Below are 19,572 nucleotides of genomic sequence, written 5' to 3'. Positions count from 1 at the left end.
TTCCCTCCTTATTCAGGTTTTACTGATCTTGTTGCTCGTTATCATCCTGACCGGCAGCATGACTAGCTTCTTGTTTTGCTTCAGTTTGTTTTTCAGCTTGTTCGTGTGCGACCTTGTTTAAGGCGTTCACGTTTACCACTTCGTCATCTTCATCCATATCACGTAAGTCGATGGCTTGGTGGTTAGCCCCTAAGACCTTCATATCCAGTCCTAAGGCTTGTAATTCTTTGACCAACACACGGAATGATTCTGGAACGCCTGGCTTTGGAATTGGATCGCCCTTTACGATGGCTTCATAGGTCTTGACCCGACCAACGACGTCATCAGACTTGTAAGTTAAAATTTCTTGCAAGGTGTGGGCAGCTCCATATGCTTCTAAAGCCCAAACTTCCATTTCACCGAACCGCTGACCCCCAAATTGGGCTTTCCCACCCAGTGGTTGTTGCGTAACCAAGGAGTAAGGTCCAATGGAACGAGCGTGAATCTTATCTTCTGACATGTGGTTCAGTTTCAGATAACCCATGACCCCAACGGCCACTGGTTTATCAAATGGTTCTCCGGTCCGACCATCGTACAGAATGGTTTTAGCATCGTGTGCCATACCGGCTTCGCGAACGGCGTCCCACACGTCGTCACTGGTAGCCCCATCAAAGACAGGAGAAGCAACGTGGATTCCCAGTTTCTTAGCTGCCATTCCGAGGTGCATTTCCAGTACTTGACCAATGTTCATCCGGGAAGGCACACCCATGGGGCTTAAGAGGATATCCACTGGAGTTCCGTCTGGCATGTATGGCATGTCTTCTTCTGAAACCACAATGGAAACCGTCCCTTTGTTTCCGTGCTTACCGGCCATCTTGTCACCGACTTGCAACTTCCGCTTCTGGGCGATGTAAACCCGAACCATCTTGTTCACACCTGGTTGCAGTTCGTCCCCGTTTTCCCGAGAGAAAATCTTGACGTCTTGCACCACCCCGTCGGCACCGTGGGGCACCCGGAGGGAGGTATCACGAACTTCACGTGATTTTTCCCCGAAGATAGCGTGCAAGAGCCGTTCTTCGGAGGACAGTTCGGTCATTCCCTTTGGAGTAACCTTTCCGACCAGAATATCACCGTCGTGCACTTCAGCCCCAATCCGCACAATTCCGTTTTCATCGAGATCCTTTAAGGCATCCTCTCCGACGTTAGGAATTTCCCGGGTCATTTCTTCAGGTCCCAGTTTCGTGTCTCTGGTTTCTGATTCGTACTCTTCAATGTGAATCGAAGTGTAAGCATCTTCTTTGACCAGTTTTTCGCTAATGGCGATGGCATCTTCGAAGTTGTATCCTTGCCAAGTCATGAAGGCCACCGTTGGGTTTTGCCCCAAGGCTAATTCTCCACTTTCCATGGCTGGACCATCTGCGATGATTTCGTCGGCATCCACGTGGTCACCGGTCTTAACGATTGGAGTTTGGTTATAGTTCATTCCATTGTTAGACCGCATGAACTTCGTCAGTTCGTACGTATCTAAAGTACCGTTGTCACGGCGAATCTTGATTTCACGAGCATCAACGTATTCAACCGTTCCGGCGTATTTCGCAATCTTAGCCACTCCGGAGTCATGGGCGGTCTTGTATTCCATTCCCGTTCCCACTAGTGGAGCGTGTGGATTTAACAGCGGAACCGCTTGCCGTTGCATGTTTGATCCCATCAGAGCCCGGTTGGAGTCATCATTTTCCAAGAACGGAATACATGCAGTGGCGACGGAAACCACTTGTTTGGGTGAAACGTCCATGTAGTCCACGTCGACCGTATTAGCTTCCACGTATTCGGACTTATCCCGCGCCATTACTTGTTCGTCGCGGAAAGAACCATCGGGGTTCAATGGTGAGTTGGCCTGGGCAATCACGTACTTATCTTCGTCGCCAGCCGTTAGGTAGTCAATCTTATCGGTTACCTTGTGGGTGTTCCAATCCACCCGCCGGTATGGTGATTCGATAAAGCCGTACTTGTTGACCCGCGCGTAACCAGAGAACGAGTTAATCAACCCGATGTTTGGTCCTTCGGGCGTTTCAATCGGACAGATCCGGCCGTAGTGGGTATAGTTAACATCCCGCACTTCGTAACCGGCCCGGTCCCGCGTAATTCCACCAGGTCCTAAAGCCGATAAACGCCGTTTGTGGGTTAATTCTCCCAATGGGTTAGTTTGGTCCATGAACTGCGACAATTGTGAGGAACCAAAGAATTCCTTCACGGAAGCCACGACCGGACGAATGTTAATTAACTGTTGTGGCGTAACCGTCGCAGTGTCTTGAATTGACATCCGTTCGCGGACCACCCGTTCCATCCGAGATAATCCAATCCGGAATTGGTTTTGAAGTAGTTCCCCCACGGAACGAACCCGCCGGTTACTCAAGTGATCAATGTCGTCGACAGATCCCAGTCCTTCTTGTAAGTTGAAGAAGTAGTTGATTTGTGCCAACATGTCAGCCGGCGTAATGTGTTTGTAGTCCAAGCTAATGTTGTCGTTACCCACGACGGGAACCACTTTTTCTGGGTCCGTGTTGGAGTAAACTTTAATGATTTGAACCGTCACGGGATCAGTTACCACTGCTTCTGAAGACGGATTAAAAGTGTAAGCCTTAAAATCTTGCCGGTCTAAATAAGGCGACAGTTTCTTCATTAATTCTTTTTCCAAGATGTCGCCCTTGTTGGCAATGATTTCACCCGTATCAGGATCAGCCAGCGTTTCTGCTAGAGCAGCGCCCATCAACCGGTTCTTCAAGCTCAACTTTTCGTTGGTCTTGTAACGACCCACAGGTGCCATGTCGTAACGCTTCGGATCAAAGAAACGCGTCGTTAACAGGTTCCGAGAGGATTCAGCGGTTTTTGGTTCACCCGGACGCAAGCGTTCGTAAATGTCCTTTAAAGCTTCTTCAACCCGGGAGTCACTGGCATCCTTGTGGACGTCTTTTTCCAAAGTCAAGTTCAAAGTGTCGCTAGTGGAACCAAAGATGTCCGTAATTTCGTCATCAGAGCCAAACCCAAGGGCCCGCACTAATTCCGTGATCGGCAGTTTCCGCGTCCGGTCAATCCGGATATAGGAAATGTTTTTGGCATCCGTCGCAAATTCCATCCAAGCACCCCGGTTAGGAATCACCGTAGCGCTGTAAGATTCACGACCGTTTTTATCTAATTCTTTGTGGTAGTAAGCCCCAGGGGAACGAACTAATTGGGAAACGATTACTCGTTCTGCACCATTAATAATGAAAGTTCCTTGATCCGTCATCAACGGTAGGTCACCGAAGAACACGTCTTGGGTCTTAATTTCACCAGTTTCGTGATTAGTTAATTTTAAGGTTACGTGGAGAGGGGCGGAGTAGTTAACTTCGTGAGCCCGTGCTTCTGCAACCGTGTACTTTGGTTCTAATAATTGGTAGTCAACGAAGTCTAACGATAACTTTCCTTGAAAGTCGTCAATGGGCATGATGTCTTTAAACATCTCACGGAGTCCTTCGTCTAAGAACCAGTTGTAAGAATCAGTTTGGACCTCGATCAAGTTTGGTAAATCTAAAACCTTCTTGATTCTGGCGTAACTACGCCGGGTTCTGTGTTTACCGTACTTAACAACGTTACCGGCCATTGCTTGTGGTGTGTTTACCTTCAAGTCTTCTGCCAAGTTGTTCACCCTCCTTATAAATCTTGCGAACCGAAATGTTACAATTTGATTACAATTAGGGATTTACCCTAAATTTAAGCAAAAAAAATCCAAAAATAAGTTCATTTACTTATTTTTGGCTTCGTATAAACGTAATTGCGGACAATAGATCGCAATCACACATTTCAATTCATAGTCAATACTTCTGTAGTATACAACGTTAATTAATCGTCGTCAACCAAAAAGCCTAACGATCCTAGGACCGTTAGGCTTTCGTTTTAAACTAGTTTGGGAGCTTTGCTAGTAATGGTAATTTCGTTTTTCCGCGCACCGACTGTAATCCGGTCGCCCTTTTCGAATTTACCAGCTAAGAGGTCTTCACTCAACGGATCCTCAATCAGAGTTTGGATGGCCCGCCGTAACGGCCGAGCTCCGTATTCTGGTTGGTAACCCTTGGCCACCACAGCGTCGATGGCTGCTGGGGTTAAGCGAAGTTCGTAACCCTGGGCTTCCACCCGGGTAACCAGCTTGTGCGTCAGTAACTTCACAATTTGGTGCAGTTCTGACTTAGTCAGGGAGTGGAAGTAAACCGTTTCGTCAATCCGGTTCAAGAATTCCGGCCGGAAGAACTGTTTGACTTGTTCATCAATGACCTGTTTCATTTCCCGATCACGGTTTCGCGTCTGGTCCGTTTCAAACCCAACCGTCTTTTGCTGTTGCAAGGCCGTGGCCCCCAGGTTCGACGTCATGATGATAATCGTATTGCGAAAATCAACCTTGCGCCCCTTTGAATCAGTCAGGTACCCATCATCTAAGACCTGCAGTAGCATGTTAAAGACGTCGGGATGGGCCTTTTCAACTTCGTCAAGTAGAACCACTGAGTACGGGTGATTCCGCACCTTTTCGGTCAATTGACCACCTTCGTCGTAGCCCACGTAACCAGGTGCAGACCCCACCAACCGACTAGTCGAGTACTTTTCCATGAATTCACTCATGTCGACCCGAATCATGTCGTCCGCCGAGCCAAACATCGTGGCAGCTAGTTGCTTGGCCAGTTCCGTTTTTCCAACCCCGGTTGGTCCCAAGAAGAGGAACGACCCAATCGGCCGGTTTGGATCCTTCAAACCACTCCGGGCCCGTCGCACGGCTCTCGCCACTGCCGAAACGGCCTGGTCTTGGCCAATGACGTGTTTGTGTAATTGCGTTTCAAGGTTAATCAGCTGTTCAGTATCAGATTTCTGGAGCTTCGTAACTGGAACCCCCGTCCACTCAGCCACAATCCGGGCCACATCTTCAGCAGTTTCGCGTAAATTGTACTGGTGCTCGTTGTTTTCACGTTGCCGTTGTTGGTCACTTTGCTTTTGCAGCTTGGCTAACTCTTGTTCCAACTCTTGCTCGTGTGCCCGAATGGAAACGGCGTCGTCGAAGCGTTGGTCTTCGATGGCTTGATCCTTGTCGCGCCGGGCTTCTTCTAATTCTTGTTGTTTCTTCAAGACCGGACTCGTGCCCTGCAGTTCGTCAATGCGAACTTTAGCGGCTGCTTCATCCATTAGGTCAATGGCTTTATCCGGCAGAAAGCGGTCACTAATGTAGCGGTTAGATAGGTCCACGGCGGCATCGATGGCCCCGTTTGTGATTTGCACGTGGTGGTGTTCCTCATATTTCGGTCGTAACCCGCGCAGAATTTCTTTCGCCTCTTGTACTGATGGCTCATTGACTTGAATCGTGGCAAACCGCCGTTCTAACGCTGCATCCGATTCAATGTGTTTTTGGTATTCGTCTAGAGTAGTGGCCCCCATCATTTGGAGTTCGCCCCGGGCTAATGCCGGTTTTAAGATGTTCGAAGCATCAATGGCTCCTTCAGCTCCACCAGCCCCAATCAAGGTGTGTAGTTCATCCACAAACAGGATTACATTCCCGCTAGTTTGAATTTCGTTGATCACTTTCTTTAACCGATTTTCAAATTCACCCCGGTACTTAGTGCCAGCCACTAAGGAACCCATGTCCAGCATCATAATCCGCTTGTTCAACATTTCTTCTGGAACTTTCTTTTGGACAATCTTTTGGGCTAGTCCTTCTGCAATTGCGGTTTTTCCAACCCCTGGTTCTCCAATTAAAACGGGGTTGTTCTTCGTCCGGCGACTCAAGACTTGGATGGCCCGTTTGATTTCGCAGCTCCGCCCAATAATTGGATCCAGTTGACCATCGCGAGCCGTCTTAGTCAAGTCCTTTGCCAATGAATCTAACGTAGGGGTTTGGCTTTCCTCGTTTTGTTGTTCGCGCGCGGCGCCCACACCCTGATCCGGTACGCCCATCTTACGAATCGTAATCTTGCGAACTTCTTCAGGGGTAGTACCAAGTCCGGCCATGATTCGGGCAGCAACTCCCTTTTCGTCAGTCGTTAAGGCTAACAACAGGTGTTCCGGTCCGACCTTTAGGCTTCCATATTGTTGCGCAATCCGGGCGGCCAAGGCAATGATTTCCCGCATCTTGGGCGAGTAACTTAGGTACGTGGTCTCTTCTGCATCCAAATTTCCGTAGCCAACTCGTTGTTCGATTTCTTCAAAAACATCTTGATCTGTAATTGAGAGCTGCGTCAAAGTTTCGTAGGCAATTCCAGTTTTTTCTAGCGTTAGCGCCAGCAGGAGGTGTTCGGTTCCCACCGCTTGGTGCTTAAAGCTCCGCGCTTGATCCTGCGCAATGTTTAATACTCGTTTAGCACTCGGAGTCAATGAATCTGCCATAAAGTAAGTCTCCTTTCGGTTAGCATTCGTACCGTAACCGACTCAACAGAGCGGTTAGCACGTTTGCTCGTACTTTTTCTTCGGTTTCAGCATTAGTAATTGCAATTGCTTCATGAGTTAAGATGGAAGAAATCATGTTAACTTCGCGGGTTGAAAGTAACCCGTTGTTATAAAGGGTGGTTAAAATGTCTTCTTCGTCCTTTTGGGTAATTCGGGTGCCAATGGAAGCCACTAACTGGTCAAACACGTCCGTGTCGCTCGCTAGGTCAATTTGTTCAATCCGAATGTAACCACCACCACCCCGCTTACTCTGCACGACGTAGCCGTCCCGCAGCGTAAACCGCGTTTTAATCACGTAATTAATCTGAGAGGGGACCACGTCAAAGTGATCAGCAATATCTGAACGTCTGATTTCCACTTCTGCCGTATCCGCACTAAGTAACAATTGCTTTAAATATTCTTCGATTGTATCTGACATGCTGTGATGTGTCATATCTCTCATCTCGTCTCTGACTAATGTTGACTTTAATTATATAATATCCACAGCAAATAACAAGCAAAGGGCCTTTTAAAACCATTAACTATACAAAAAAGCATTGACTACCATTAGCCAATGTTTTTAATCTATATAAGTTAAATCGGGAAGACAGGATTCGAACCTGCGACCCCCTGGTCCCAAACCAGGTGCTCTACCAAGCTGAGCTACTTCCCGAACAAATGCACCTAGCAGGAGTCGAACCTGCAACCTTCTGATTCGTAGTCAGACACTCTATCCAATTGCGCTATAGGTGCATAAATGCCGAGGACCGGGATCGAACCGGTACGGTCATTACTGACCGCAGGATTTTAAGTCCTGTGCGTCTGCCAATTCCGCCACCCCGGCATAAACATATAAAAAAGCGGAAGACGGGATTCGAACCCGCGACCTCCACCATGGCAAGGTGGCGTTCTACCACTGAACTACTTCCGCATAGTGCCGACTAGAGGACTCGAACCTCCGACCTCATCATTACTAGTGACGCGCTCTAGCCAACTGAGCTAAGTCGGCAAAAATAATGGATGCGGACGAAGGGATTCGAACCCCCACGTCGCTAAGACACTAGAACCTAAATCTAGCGCGTCTGCCAATTCCGCCACGTCCGCATGTTATTATTTTTACATTTACAAATGAGCCGTGGCAGGTTCGAACTGCCGACCCTCTGATTAAAAGTCAGATGCTCTACCGGCTGAGCTAACGGCTCATGTAATGGAAGATACAGGGCTCGAACCTGTGACCCTCTGCTTGTAAGGCAGACGCTCTCCCAACTGAGCTAATCTTCCATAAATGAGAAGCAAAACAATTACATCGTTTTGACAACTATTAAATCATAGCATCAGATCGAAAAATCGTCAACACTTTTCCCCAACTTTTTTCAGACTCAGAGTTCCTCTAATCGTTTCTTCCATAATTATTTTTAATTCACGGATTACCACCACGAAAACGGTTGCAATTGAATGTGAAAAGTAACACTTTCAATGTTATAATTTAGCTGTATCTTAATACTATTACCACTGAAAGGATGACAGTTATGACTAAGAAACACCAAAAAGTTGTTTTGGTTGGAGACGGAGCCGTGGGTTCCTCATACGCCTTTGCCATGGTGCAACAAGCATTAGCTGAAGAATTTGTCATTGTTGACATTAACAAGGATCGGACCGAAGGAGACGCAATGGATTTGGAAGATGCCATTCCATTTACGGCTGCCAAAAACATTTACTCCGGTGACTACCCTGATTGTAAGGATGCTGACCTGGTGGTTATCACAGCCGGTGCTCCCCAAAAACCAGGTGAAACTCGTCTCGACTTGGTTAACAAGAACTTAAAGATTTTAGCTTCCATCGTTAAACCAGTGGTTGACTCCGGTTTTGACGGCATCTTCTTAGTAGCCGCTAACCCAGTTGACATCTTGACTTACGCTACCCAAAAGATTTCTGGTTTTCCAAAGGAAAAGGTCTTTGGTTCCGGTACTTCTTTAGATACCAGCCGGTTCCGGGTGGCAGTTGCCAAAAAGTTTGACATTGACCCCGCTAGTGTTGATGCTTACATTTTAGGTGAACACGGTGACTCCGAATTTGCTGACATCGACGAAGCTTCCGTTGGTAACGTTCCGTTAGTAAAATACGCTGCTGATCGTGGCGTTTCCAAGGACACCCTCTTAGAATTAGAGGATGACACTCGGAACAAAGCTTACCAAATCATCAACAAGAAGGGCGCTACTTTCTACGGAGTCGGAACTTCCTTAATGCGGATTTCTCGCGCCATTCTCCGGAACGAAAACGCCGTTCTTCCCGTTGGTGCACCCATGGACGGTCAATACGGCTTGAACGACATTTACATTGGTACCCCAGCTGTGGTTAACGCGCACGGAATTGCTGATGTGCTTGAAGTTCAACTTAGTGAAGAAGAACAAGCCAAAATGGCTGCTTCCGCTAAGACTTTAAAAGAAACTGCCGAAAAAGGAATGAAAGAAACTGGTTTAGCTTAAGCTAGTTACCAAAAGAAGCGCTTCGCAACTGCGAAACGCTTCTTTTTTTATGTCATTAATTAATGTTCGTCACAATAACTTTGCAACCGTCGAATGGCTTCTTCTAGGTTGCTCATGCTGGTGGCATAGCTAATTCGCACGTAGCCTTCGCCCCCGGCGCCAAAACTTGAACCAGGAATCATGCCAACCTTCACTGTCTTCGCCACGTCCTGGCAAAAAGCAGCACTGTTCAAATGGAAACGTTCCGGAATCTTGGCAAAGAGATAAAAGGCTCCCTGGGGCTTCTCACAGGCAAAGCCCAAGCGCGTAAATTCGTTGTACACGTAGTCCCGCCGGCGTTCGTACTCCGCGCGCATCGGGGCGGCATCATCCATTCCGTTGCCAAAGGCTTCCTCGGCGGCCACCTGGGCTGCGGTCATCACGGAAGTAGACATTAATTCGCGAACCTTGGCAATTTCAGTCATCACCGGGGCCGGTCCAGCAGCAACCCCAATCCGCCAACCAGTCATAGCGTGGGATTTGGACAACCCGTTAAACAAAATGGTTTGGTCCGGTAAATACTTCGCAAGCGAAACGTGCCGGCCGGTGTAAGTTAATTCACTGTAAATTTCGTCACTAACCACCACCAAGTTTGTTTGGGAAATTACCTTTGCTAGTGCCTGAATTTGTGCTGTTGAATAACTGCGTCCAGTCGGATTAGACGGAAAGTTCACAATTAACACCTTAGCGTGGGGATGAGCATCCAGAGTGGCTTGTAACCGTTCTGGAGTTAATAAAAATTCATCGGGTTGGGTATCAATTTCCACCAGTTTTCCCTCGTTAAGTTCCACTAACGAGTCATACACGGGAAAGGCAGGCGTCGGTAGTAAGACCTCGTCACCCTTGCCCACGAAGGTTGCTAACGTTGCATACATCGCTTCCGTAACCCCGTTCGTGATGACGACCTGCGTTGCCGGGTCATAGTCGACGTCGTAGCGCTGTTTCAGGTAGTTCGCAGCTGCAGTTCGGGTGCCAATCCGGCCCCAAGTGGCGGTATAGTGACTTTCGTCAGCTGCAATGGCTGCCATCCCCGCTTTTTTGACGTGTTCTGGGGTCGGAAAGTCCGGTTCCCCAATCGTTAACGACACGAGGTCCGGAATCTGCGCCAATTGTTCACTAAACCCATAAATATCCGATAACTGGGTTTGAATGACGTTTGGTTGCACTGCATCAATTAAATTTACCATTCTTCCATTACTCCCATTGCTTGAATTAAACTTCCATCTCACCTCTAATTATTCTACACTATTCCTAACCCGATGAAATTAAATCTGTTTTAGGCTTCAGCCGGTGCCAAAGGAGAATCAGCCATGAAAATCAACCAATTTGCCCAACTTACGAACGTTCCACTTGCCCAAATCCAGCAAGAACTGGCAGACGTCGGCTTTGCTGTTACCCCGGCGCCACTCAAGGAGATGCTCTGGGCTTACTTACAAAAGGCGCACTGGCACTACACTACTAGGGAGGCCTTGTTAGACCATTTCAACCAGTACCTGGCCACTCCCACCACTACCCTAGCGCAATTCTTCACTGACGACCAACCCCTGACGACCGAAATTTTCACTCTCATCGGCCTCCAGTTACTGGGCTTTCAGGTCGGTCCCGATTTTAAAGCGGAAACGCCCCAGGCCAGTTGGCAACAGTTAGGCCTTGCACCCCTACCTGAAATTACGGATGCTGATTCATTAGAGCGCGCTTGGTATCAGCTGCTCACCACGCACACTCCGCAGGTTTTAACCTACCTCGACCAATTAGCGACCCAGGGCTACTTTATCCAAGCGCAGTTTGACCACCAGCATCCGCTGTACTTCAATGGCAAGGCCCAGGCCGTTTTCAACGTCCGGGACTTTCACTACGAAACTGTGTTTGTGGAAACGGATTTTGACTCCGATAAAGACGGCCAAACTGACCTGCTGAAAGTTGAAATCACTCGTCCCGACGCCTTAACGCCAGTCCCGGCGGTCTACACTGCTTCTCCCTACGACCAGGGCATTAACGAAACGTTGGGTGAACAGCTCACCCACGACGTGAACGTAGATTTACAACCCAAACCCGCTAGTCAGTTTCAGCCCCAACCGACCGTGACCTTAACATCAGGACAAGCCCACGCTGTCCACGGCCAGGCTAACGACGCCACCTTAACTCATGAACCCCATCCGGGCTACACCCTCAACGATTTCTTGTTACCCCGAGGCTTTGCCAGCGTGTATGCGGCTGGGATCGGAACAATTGATTCGGATGGCCTGCAAACCTGTGGTGATCCCTACCAAACTGCTAGTACCATCGCGGTAATCGAATGGCTCCACGGCGACCGTCGGGCCTTCACCAACCGAACCGATGGCATCACCATCAAAGCCGACTGGTGTAACGGCTCCGTCGGAATGACCGGCCGTTCTTACCTGGGAACGTTAGCGATTGCCGCCGCCACGACCGGAGTTCCTGGTCTAAAAACCATCATTCCAGAGGCCGCCATTTCGTCCTGGTACGATTACTACCGCGAAAACGGATTGGTCGTGGCCCCCGGTGGTTTTCAAGGTGAGGATGCCGACGTGCTGGCCGGTGAAACCTTCTCGCGCAGTCTTTGTGCCGGAGATGAACTCCGAACCAAGCCGGCCTTTACCCAGCAACTGCAGGACCTGAAAACGGGTCAAGAGCGTCAGACCGGCAACTACAACCAGTTCTGGGACGACCGTAACTACCGCAACCACGACCAACGGGTGCAAGCCGACGTGCTGTTAGTTCACGGTTTAAACGATTGGAACGTGAAGCTCAAGAATGCCGGTCACTTTTGGCAGGACATTCAAGCACTTCCGATTAGTAAAAAACTGATTCTGCACCAGGGTCAACACATGTACCTAAACGCCTTTCCGTCCTTTGACTACTCCGATTTGGTAAATCTGTGGCTCAGCAACAAGCTGGCCGGCGTGGAAAACGGGGTAGACGAGACTGTGCCCGCAGTAATTGTGCAAGACAACGTCACTCCCGAAACCTGGCACGCTCAACCCAACTGGCTCACAAAGGCCCCCACGAAACATTCGTTACAGTTTAATCGCCAGCACTGGACGCAATCCTACTCTGAGGACCAATTCCACACCTTTAGCACGCATCCCGAGCAGTGGGAACAAAAACTGCTCAGTTTGGCTGACCAGGAGCTGGATCCGCAACGAACGGTGGCTCTGTTAAACCTTGATCACGAACTCACCATCAACGGAACCGTCACCCTCGACGTCGCCGTCAGCAGTGATCAACCAGTGGGAATGTTGAGTGCAGTCCTCCTGGACGTGGGGAACGCCCGTCGCTTACAGCCCGCCCCGACCGTTTCGGCTCCCCGAGGCCTGCCCTTAGGGTACCAATGGTATCGAGATGACATCCGCGAGTTTCAACTGGAAAAGTTCCCGAGTGACCACAAAATTATTTCCCGGGTCCACCTCAACCTGCAAAATCGGACCAGTCCGGCTGTGACGGAAACGATTGACCCCGGAAAGTTCTACCAATTGCATTTGGATTTTCAACCGGTCTACTACCATTTACCGAAAGACCGGCACTTAGCCGTGGTTCTCTATGCCACCGACTTCATGATGACCAACCGAAACCGGCAGGCAATTAATTACCAGTTGCAAACAAAGAATGCCCAAATCCACCTGCCCCAATAGTAAAAATATTCAAAAAATTCAAACTATAAAATATTATAAATGTAAACATGCAAAAAATACTCCACGAAAATTAATTATAATCTAATTTTCGTGGAGTATTTTAAAAATTATAAATAATAAATTTAAAATCAATTCAAAATCTTCTATATTTGTTTATTAAGCTATCGATGATTTTTTAATAAACTTGGTTATATTTATACTGTATTCTTTATCATTGTACAGTATTTATAATAACCGTATGCTAAACCATCATTTATTTTTGTATTACTTTTTTGCATATCATTAAATAAGAAATGAGTTATTTGAGATAAACAAATTGTTAATAAAATTTTAGCAATAATCCCCGCCTACAAGTAAAAACATACAAGGACAATACAAATTATTTCACTTAGAAATATAAAATACTTTATACTTTATAATTTAATTTTAAATACCACTAGCGATAAATAATTTTTAATTACTGTACAATTTAAAAACACGGACAAATATTAAATCCACCATTAAAAAGATGAAGTATAAAATTGTAAACTGAACTCCAAACAATAATTTGAAAATAAAAATATATTAATGACAAGAAGTCAATCAATATCTGATATTTCATTTAGCTTTTCATTTGTAAATTTATATAATATTGATGAACTATCTAGATAATTCATTTTTTCAAAAATTAATCTTCCATAATCAACTCTAATTTTATCAAAAATCAAAAAAAGTTCTTTAAAATTCTTAAATAAATCTTTGTCATTTATTCTTGATCTCACATATGAAGAAAATTCATTTTTTTCGATTTTATTTACACTTGAATTCTGCAGATCAGGGGCATTTTCAAATTGTCTTTCTTTTTGATTCTCATTATCTACATATTTAGGATCTGAAGCATATGGATGATTTAAAAAATCATCTGGAAAATAATTTTCGATTGCTATATCACTTGATTTACATTTTTGAAATGTAGTTGCAATATATAGATTCCCAATAATATGACTATAACCAAAATTTTTTATATTATGTTCTATATCTTTAAAATCAATAGTATTATTTTGAGAATTAATTAACCTTGATTTAATAAAATTAAGAGCATGACTTAATGGTGAATTATTAGAATTAATTTCATAGTCAAATAGAATTATACTTGGTCTAATTGGGATTATTTTTTGTGAAAAATAATCCCAATACGAAGTTAAATTGGTTGTCATTTTTGAAGTCGAAAATCCTGCGTTTCCAAAATACATTTCTAATATTATCTTAAGACTTCCTCCACCACCTGATAAAGAAAATATTTTTTTAAATGTAGTATTTTTGTTTTTTTGTGACTCAAAATCAATTAATTTAATTTTACTATTAATGTTCAATGAATTCATTGCTGCCTTAATATATCTAGGATCAGTTTTCCCCTCACAAAATATATATGAATCTAATCCTGATAAAAAGAATTTGTAAAATAAAAATCTACTATAAGACAACATTTTTCCAGAATATATACCCAGTCTATTATTTTTATAGCTTTCTTCTTTAAAATATGTTGGGGTTATTCCATTATACTCAGAACCATTTTCATGACCAATATACATATTTCTATTTTTATCTTCAATATCCTTAATAAATGCGTATCGTCCACTAATTTTCTGAATTGCAATTCTAATGCTTTTTTCAGAATTTAGCTTACAAAAATAAGAACCATCAAAAAAGAAATTTTTAACATAAATGTTATTAACCATCGCTCTAGTTTTTTTGTAAAAATCATCAGTAACGGAAACTCTTTTATTATTCGATAGCCCTGTAACTTCATGTCTTACATTTGGACCACTAATTATTGTTTTCTTATCATTTATTTTGAAACCATTTTTATTTACTATTTTATAAATTTCAGACTTAAAAGAAAAAAGTTTATTCCTTATAATATTTGAATCATTAGTTGAAAATGTTAAATCATCTGCATATCTAGAATAAGTAAAATGAAATTTTAATGCTACTCTAACTATCTGTTGATCCAATCTTTTACCGATTAAGTTAGAAATTATTGGAGATGTAGGTGACCCTTGCGGTAATTCGCCCTTATAGGTAAGAATATTAGCAAAAAAAAATGCCATTTGTTTATTTAATCCAAATAGATAACTTTTATGTAAGAGCCCGCTAACTCTTCCAAAATGAATAGTAGGAAAGAAATTTTTTAGATCAAGATGTAATAAATACTTTTTATTTCTATGCATTTGTGCATTAGTAAATATTCCTTTTTTATCTTGGTAAGCCTGTACATATTTTTCAAACTTAAAAGAATTAAATTTTAATTGCGCTTTAATTAATTCATTTATTATTTTTTGTAAATCTTTTAAATCTCTGTCTGGAACAGTTAAACACCGTTTTTCATCACTATACTTTTTGGATATATGGGCTTTATGATATAATTCATCATTTTTATCAAATAAAGAAGAGAGTGATAATTTTTCATTTCTAGTTTTATTATTCTGATTAATAAAACCAACACTATGTAGGTAATTTATAAAATCATTTCTGTTATTAAAATCTGAAATTTTTTTCATACTTTTACTCCAAAAATATTCAAAAAAAAAACAGGGCTGCCATTCCGCGACAAGCGACTGTAAATTAACTAAAGATTACCCTCTTCGGTAACCAGTAATAAATTAATGATAGATTAGTAAACTCTGATAGTGGTCAGTATCAACCCTACCATTTTTTTAAAATCCTAAGAAACTTAGGACATAAACCAGCCCTGCATTTTCATTATATCATAATACATAGTATGTTTATATAAATAAAATTATTGTAACAATTTACATATGATAATCACTCTAGTACAGACCACTAATCGTTCCATCGTCCGTAATTTCAATCTTTTCAGCCGCCGGATGTTTCGGCAAACCGGGCATCGTCAGGATGCTCCCGGCCATCGCCACAATAAATCCGGCCCCTAGTTTCGGCACAAACTCCCGAATGTGAATCTTAAAGTCGGTCGGTGCCCCCAAGCGTTTGGCATCGTCCGTTAGTGAGTACTGGGTCTTCGCCACAATCACTGGCAAGTGATCCCAGCCCTGGTCGACTAACTGACGTAGTTGCTTCTGCGCCTTGGGTTCCAATTCAACTCCCTGGCCCCCATAAATTTGGGTGACAATCCGGTTCAACTTGGTTTCCACGTCGTCCGTGGGTTCGTAAAGCGGTGTGAAGTTCGCCGGTTGATCCGCAGCAGCAATGACCCCTGCTGCTAATTCTTGCGCTCCATTTCCCCCTTGACCCCAGACATCGGCTGGGTAAGCAGGAACATCGTGTTCATTGGCATAATCCACAACCATCTGGAGTTCGGCATCCGTATCGTTGGTAAACCGGTTTACGGCTACCACCACGGGAATCCCATAGCGTTTCATGCTGTGGAGGTGCCGGCTGAGGTTAGCGAGCCCCTTGTGCAAAGCATCTAGGTCTTCGTGATCAAGTTGATCCTTCGCCAGCCCCCCGTGCATTTTAAGTGCTCGGACCGTGGCTACCACCACGATCGCATCCGGATGCTTGCCCAGTAACGGCGTCTTAACGTCCAGGAATTTTTCCCCTCCGAGGTCGGCACCGAAGCCGGCTTCCGTAACGGTATAGTCAGCTTTTTGCAGCGCTAACTGCGTGGCCTGAATCGAGTTGGTTCCCTGTGCGATGTTGGCAAAGGGTCCCCCGTGAATCAAGGCTGGGGTGTGCGCAATCGTTTGCACGAGGTTCGGTAAGATGGCGTCCTTTAATAGGGTCGCTAAGGCGCCCCCGACTCCCAGCTCGGCTACCGTGACTGGTTGACGATCATAGGTATAACCCACCACGATCCGGTTAATTCGTCGTTTCAAGTCCGCCAGGTCAGTTGACAGGGTTAAAATCGCCATCATTTCAGAAGCAGCTGTTATTTCAAAGCTCCCTTCCCGAGGTACTCCACTGGTCCGACCACCTAGTCCAATCACGATGTGGCGCAAATCCCGGTCGTTAACATCTAAGACTCGTTTTACGATGATTTGGCGGGGGTCCAGATTTAACGGATTGCCCTGGTAAATGCTGTTATCAATCAGGGCCACCAACGTATTCTGGGCCACGGTTAGGGCGTGAAAATCGCCCGTAAAGTGCAAGTTAATGTCGTCCATTGGGATGACTTGGGAGTAACCACCCCCGGTAGCGCCCCCCTTCATTCCCATCACGGGACCTAAAGATGGTTCCCGGAGCGCTAACATGGTTTGCTGCCCCGCTTGTTGCATGGCGTCTGCCAAGCCCACTGCCACCGTCGACTTCCCTTCGCCAGCCGGCGTCGGGTTAATCGAAGTCACTAACACGAGCTTACCAAATTGATCCCGATCCACTGGTTGTTTTCGTTCAATTTTAGCTTTTTCTCGGCCGTACGGTAACACTTCTTCTGGTTGAAAGCCAGCGGCGGCTGCCACCTTTTCAATTGGCCATGGTTCCGCTGCCTGAGCAATTTCAATATCACTTTTCATGGGGCATCCTCCTCTACGACCAGAACCCAGTCGCTCTTCCTAATTTACTTGGTTTCATTCTGACCGATATCCGGTCGAAAAGTCAACTCTGTTTATAGCTTATGAATCCACAAATATTTCGAAAAAAAAGTCACCCGTAAATGCGGATGACTCTTAATTAACCTAATCGTTTTCTAATTGCTGAAGAACAGGTATCAATCACAATCACCATGACCACAATTCCCAAGAGAATGATCCCCGTTTTGGACCAATCCCGGGTTTGCAATGCAAACATCATCGGCGTCCCGATTCCACCGGCTCCCACCAAACCTAAGATAGAAGCCGACCGAACGGAAATTTCAAACCGATACAGGGTGTACGACATTAACGCCGGCAAAATGGTCGGCAGGGTGGCAATCCGAAAGGTTTGTAGTTTCGTCCCTCCGGCAGCAATGATGGCCGTTTCAGCACTCCGGTCCATTTCTTCGATGGCTTCGGAGAAGAGCTTCCCCAGCATCCCGACCGAGTGCACTCCGATTGCCAGCACTCCGGCAAAGGACCCCGGTCCTACCATTTTAATGAAGAGAATGGCCAAGACCACTTCCGGGAAGGCCCGGATGGCCGTTAAAATCACTTTTCCAATCGTAGACCGCGGGTGAAAGAAGTTCTTGATAGTTTGCGCTGCCAAGAAGGCCAACGGCACACTCAGAATGGCCGAGATGATTGTCCCCAAAAAGGCAATCGCCAAGGTAATCACCAGTTGTGAAACCAGATCTTCTCCACTTCCGTTATAGACGTAGGACCACTCCGGATGGATAATCCCCTTGAAGATTGCCATGCTAACGCTGCTGGCTGATTTTTGAATCCCGGTAAAGGGAATCCCATTAATGGACCAGATGTAGATGATGATAATCAGGGCGGCTACGATGAGCCACTTCAAGCGTTCGAATGCGGTTGTTTTTGTTTTATTCATTATTGAAGTCGCTTCCTTACGTAATTACTAATTGCGTCGATGACTAGAACAACGGCAAAGATTGCCAGAATAATCACGGCCGTCCGCGGGTAATCGAATTGGTCGAGGGTTTGTTGTAAGTACAAACCAATTCCCCCGGCTCCTAAGTAACCTAACACGGTTGAGGACCGCACGTTAATTTCTAGGGTGTACATGAAATCACTCATGAACTGACCAGCGATCTGGGGAATAATTGCCACCCGAATCGTTTGCAACATGGTGGCTCCAGTGGCCCGTAAGGCCCGCACCGGTCCCATGTCAATCGTTTCGATGATGTCGTAAAACAACTTAGCAATCATTCCAAAGGAGAAGAACGCCAGGGTAATCACCCCGGTCATTGGTCCAATCCCAAACACGGCTACGAATAAAGCGGCCAACAGCAAGGTTGGTAACGTCCGAATCAACGATAAGATCAAGCGAATCAGCCACCGACCCACCGGATTTTTCACAATGTTCCGGGCGGCTAAGAAGGAAAACGGTAGGGCAAAAATCGTCCCAATCGTCGTCCCCAAGATCGCCATTTGGAGGGTCTGGGCTAACGTTCCCGTGATTTTAGTTAGGTACGGCCAGTCCGGGTGCTTCATTTGCCCCAGCACGACCCCAAACTGATCGGCATTTTCAAAGAAAGCGTTCACGTCCACGCCGGTAATGATGGCGGAGTAATACATCAAAATGATGATTACCAACGTAATCGCAATCCCCACCACGTGAAAGCGGCGGATAAACGATTGTTGCGGTACTTCCGGTTTCATTAGTTATCCCTCCCGTGTTCGTAAACATCACGCAGGTCGGCTTCGTTCGCTTCGGCAATCGGTTTGTTGTAAACCAGTTTCCCATCCCGGAGCCCGATAATCCGATCCGCGTACTTCAACGCTAGCTCCATCGAGTGCAGGTTCACTAATACGGTAATGTGTTCGTGTTTCTTAAGGTTGTAAAGGTCGTCCATCACACCCTTACTGGTCTTCGGGTCCAAAGAAGCCACGGGTTCATCGGCCAGCACTAACGTGGGGTTCTGCATCAGGGTTCGCGCAATTGCTACCCGTTGCTTTTGTCCCCCAGAAAGTTGGTCTGCCCGCCGGTATAGTTTCTTGACCATATTCACTTTTTCCAGTTGGGCCACTGCTTGTTGTTTGTCTTCCTTAGAGTAAATTCCCAGTAAGGTTTTCCAGGTTGAGTAATAACCGGTCCGCCCGGCCAGTACGTTTTTTTGCACTGTAGTCCGGTCGACCAGATTAAAGCTTTGAAAAATCATTCCAATTTTCCGTCGCATCCGCCGCAGTTGTTTCCCGTTCACCTTGGTAATGTCTTCGCCATCAACCAGAACCTGACCGTCAGTCACATCAATCATCCGGTTAATCGAGTTAAATAACGTACTCTTTCCGGCTCCCGACAATCCGACCACGGCCACGAATTCACCCTCGTGGACCGCAAAGTTAATGTCGTCTAATCCCTTGACCCCATTTGGGTATACCTTATTCACGTGTTTGAGTTCTAATACAGTTTTTGCAGCCACT

The 19,572-nt window shown here is 45.7% G+C and carries 11 protein-coding genes and 8 tRNA genes; 2 read left to right on the top strand and 17 right to left on the bottom strand.

The genetic code is table 11. The features are described 5' to 3' along the window. Positions 1 to 19 precede the first annotated feature (19 nt). From rpoB to M3M37_RS00520, 11 genes are all read right to left on the bottom strand, one after another. Positions 20 to 3,619 carry a DNA-directed RNA polymerase subunit beta gene (gene rpoB, locus M3M37_RS00570; RefSeq protein WP_252795885.1) on the bottom strand — a complete coding sequence of 1,200 codons (3,600 nt, stop codon included), beginning with the start codon at positions 3,617 to 3,619 and terminating at the stop codon, positions 20 to 22. 293 nt (positions 3,620 to 3,912) lie between these two features. Then, positions 3,913 to 6,378, bottom strand: coding sequence for an ATP-dependent Clp protease ATP-binding subunit (locus M3M37_RS00565; RefSeq protein ID WP_252795266.1), 2,466 nt, complete (start codon positions 6,376 to 6,378; stop codon positions 3,913 to 3,915). 19 nt (positions 6,379 to 6,397) lie between these two features. Continuing rightward, positions 6,398 to 6,871 (bottom strand): CtsR family transcriptional regulator, encoded by a 474-nt coding sequence (locus M3M37_RS00560; protein ID WP_252795265.1) that lies wholly within the window; start codon positions 6,869 to 6,871, stop codon positions 6,398 to 6,400. Positions 6,872 to 7,016: 145 nt separating this feature from the next. Then, positions 7,017 to 7,090, bottom strand: a tRNA-Pro gene (locus tag M3M37_RS00555). Positions 7,091 to 7,096: 6 nt separating this feature from the next. Then, a tRNA-Arg gene (locus M3M37_RS00550) sits at positions 7,097 to 7,170 on the bottom strand. 5 nt (positions 7,171 to 7,175) lie between these two features. Further along, positions 7,176 to 7,261: transfer RNA gene (locus M3M37_RS00545), tRNA-Leu, on the bottom strand. 15 nt (positions 7,262 to 7,276) lie between these two features. Then, a tRNA-Gly gene (locus M3M37_RS00540) sits at positions 7,277 to 7,348 on the bottom strand. A 4-nt stretch (positions 7,349 to 7,352) separates the two neighbouring features. Further along, a tRNA-Thr gene (locus tag M3M37_RS00535) sits at positions 7,353 to 7,426 on the bottom strand. A 12-nt stretch (positions 7,427 to 7,438) separates the two neighbouring features. Next, a tRNA-Leu gene (locus M3M37_RS00530) sits at positions 7,439 to 7,521 on the bottom strand. 25 nt (positions 7,522 to 7,546) lie between these two features. Beyond that, positions 7,547 to 7,619, bottom strand: a tRNA-Lys gene (locus M3M37_RS00525). Between the two features lie 6 nt (positions 7,620 to 7,625). Then, positions 7,626 to 7,698: transfer RNA gene (locus tag M3M37_RS00520), tRNA-Val, on the bottom strand. A gap of 248 nt (positions 7,699 to 7,946) precedes the next feature. Here M3M37_RS00520 and M3M37_RS00515 point away from each other — a divergent pair. Further along, positions 7,947 to 8,903 carry an L-lactate dehydrogenase gene (locus M3M37_RS00515; RefSeq protein WP_252795264.1) on the top strand — a complete coding sequence of 319 codons (957 nt, stop codon included), beginning with the start codon at positions 7,947 to 7,949 and terminating at the stop codon, positions 8,901 to 8,903. A 59-nt stretch (positions 8,904 to 8,962) separates the two neighbouring features. Here M3M37_RS00515 and M3M37_RS00510 read toward each other — a convergent pair whose 3' ends face one another. Continuing rightward, positions 8,963 to 10,129: an aminotransferase class I/II-fold pyridoxal phosphate-dependent enzyme gene (locus tag M3M37_RS00510; RefSeq protein ID WP_252795263.1), complete on the bottom strand. Its 1,167-nt coding sequence runs from the start codon at positions 10,127 to 10,129 to the stop codon at positions 8,963 to 8,965. A 123-nt stretch (positions 10,130 to 10,252) separates the two neighbouring features. Here M3M37_RS00510 and M3M37_RS00505 point away from each other — a divergent pair, with 123 nt between their 5' ends. Continuing rightward, positions 10,253 to 12,595, top strand: a complete 2,343-nt coding sequence (locus tag M3M37_RS00505) for a Xaa-Pro dipeptidyl-peptidase (protein WP_252795262.1) — start codon at positions 10,253 to 10,255, stop codon at positions 12,593 to 12,595. Between the two features lie 578 nt (positions 12,596 to 13,173). Here M3M37_RS00505 and M3M37_RS00500 read toward each other — a convergent pair. The 5 genes from M3M37_RS00500 to phnC form a co-directional block, all read right to left on the bottom strand. Next, the gene (locus tag M3M37_RS00500; RefSeq protein WP_252795261.1) at positions 13,174 to 15,135 is read right to left on the bottom strand and encodes a reverse transcriptase domain-containing protein; all 1,962 of its coding nucleotides are present in this window, start codon (positions 15,133 to 15,135) and stop codon (positions 13,174 to 13,176) included. Between the two features lie 270 nt (positions 15,136 to 15,405). Continuing rightward, positions 15,406 to 17,067 carry a formate--tetrahydrofolate ligase gene (locus M3M37_RS00495; protein WP_252795260.1) on the bottom strand — a complete coding sequence of 554 codons (1,662 nt, stop codon included), beginning with the start codon at positions 17,065 to 17,067 and terminating at the stop codon, positions 15,406 to 15,408. Positions 17,068 to 17,224: 157 nt separating this feature from the next. Then, positions 17,225 to 18,019 (bottom strand): phosphonate ABC transporter, permease protein PhnE, encoded by a 795-nt coding sequence (gene phnE, locus M3M37_RS00490; protein ID WP_252795259.1) that lies wholly within the window; start codon positions 18,017 to 18,019, stop codon positions 17,225 to 17,227. Continuing rightward, on the bottom strand, positions 18,019 to 18,810 hold the full coding sequence (gene phnE, locus M3M37_RS00485) for a phosphonate ABC transporter, permease protein PhnE (RefSeq protein WP_252795258.1): 792 nt from the start codon (positions 18,808 to 18,810) through the stop codon (positions 18,019 to 18,021). Before phnE (M3M37_RS00485) ends, phnE (M3M37_RS00490) begins: the two co-directional genes overlap by 1 nt. Next, positions 18,810 to 19,571, bottom strand: a complete 762-nt coding sequence (phnC, locus tag M3M37_RS00480; protein ID WP_252795257.1) for a phosphonate ABC transporter ATP-binding protein — start codon at positions 19,569 to 19,571, stop codon at positions 18,810 to 18,812. Before phnC ends, phnE (M3M37_RS00485) begins: the two co-directional genes overlap by 1 nt. Position 19,572 lies beyond the last annotated feature (1 nt).

Origin of the sequence: Fructilactobacillus carniphilus, from assembly GCF_024029675.1 — a bacterium.
Classification (GTDB): Bacteria; Bacillota; Bacilli; order Lactobacillales; family Lactobacillaceae; genus Fructilactobacillus; species Fructilactobacillus carniphilus.
Note: the sequence above shows the minus strand (reverse complement) of the source record. Positions and strands in the feature narration are given on the sequence as shown.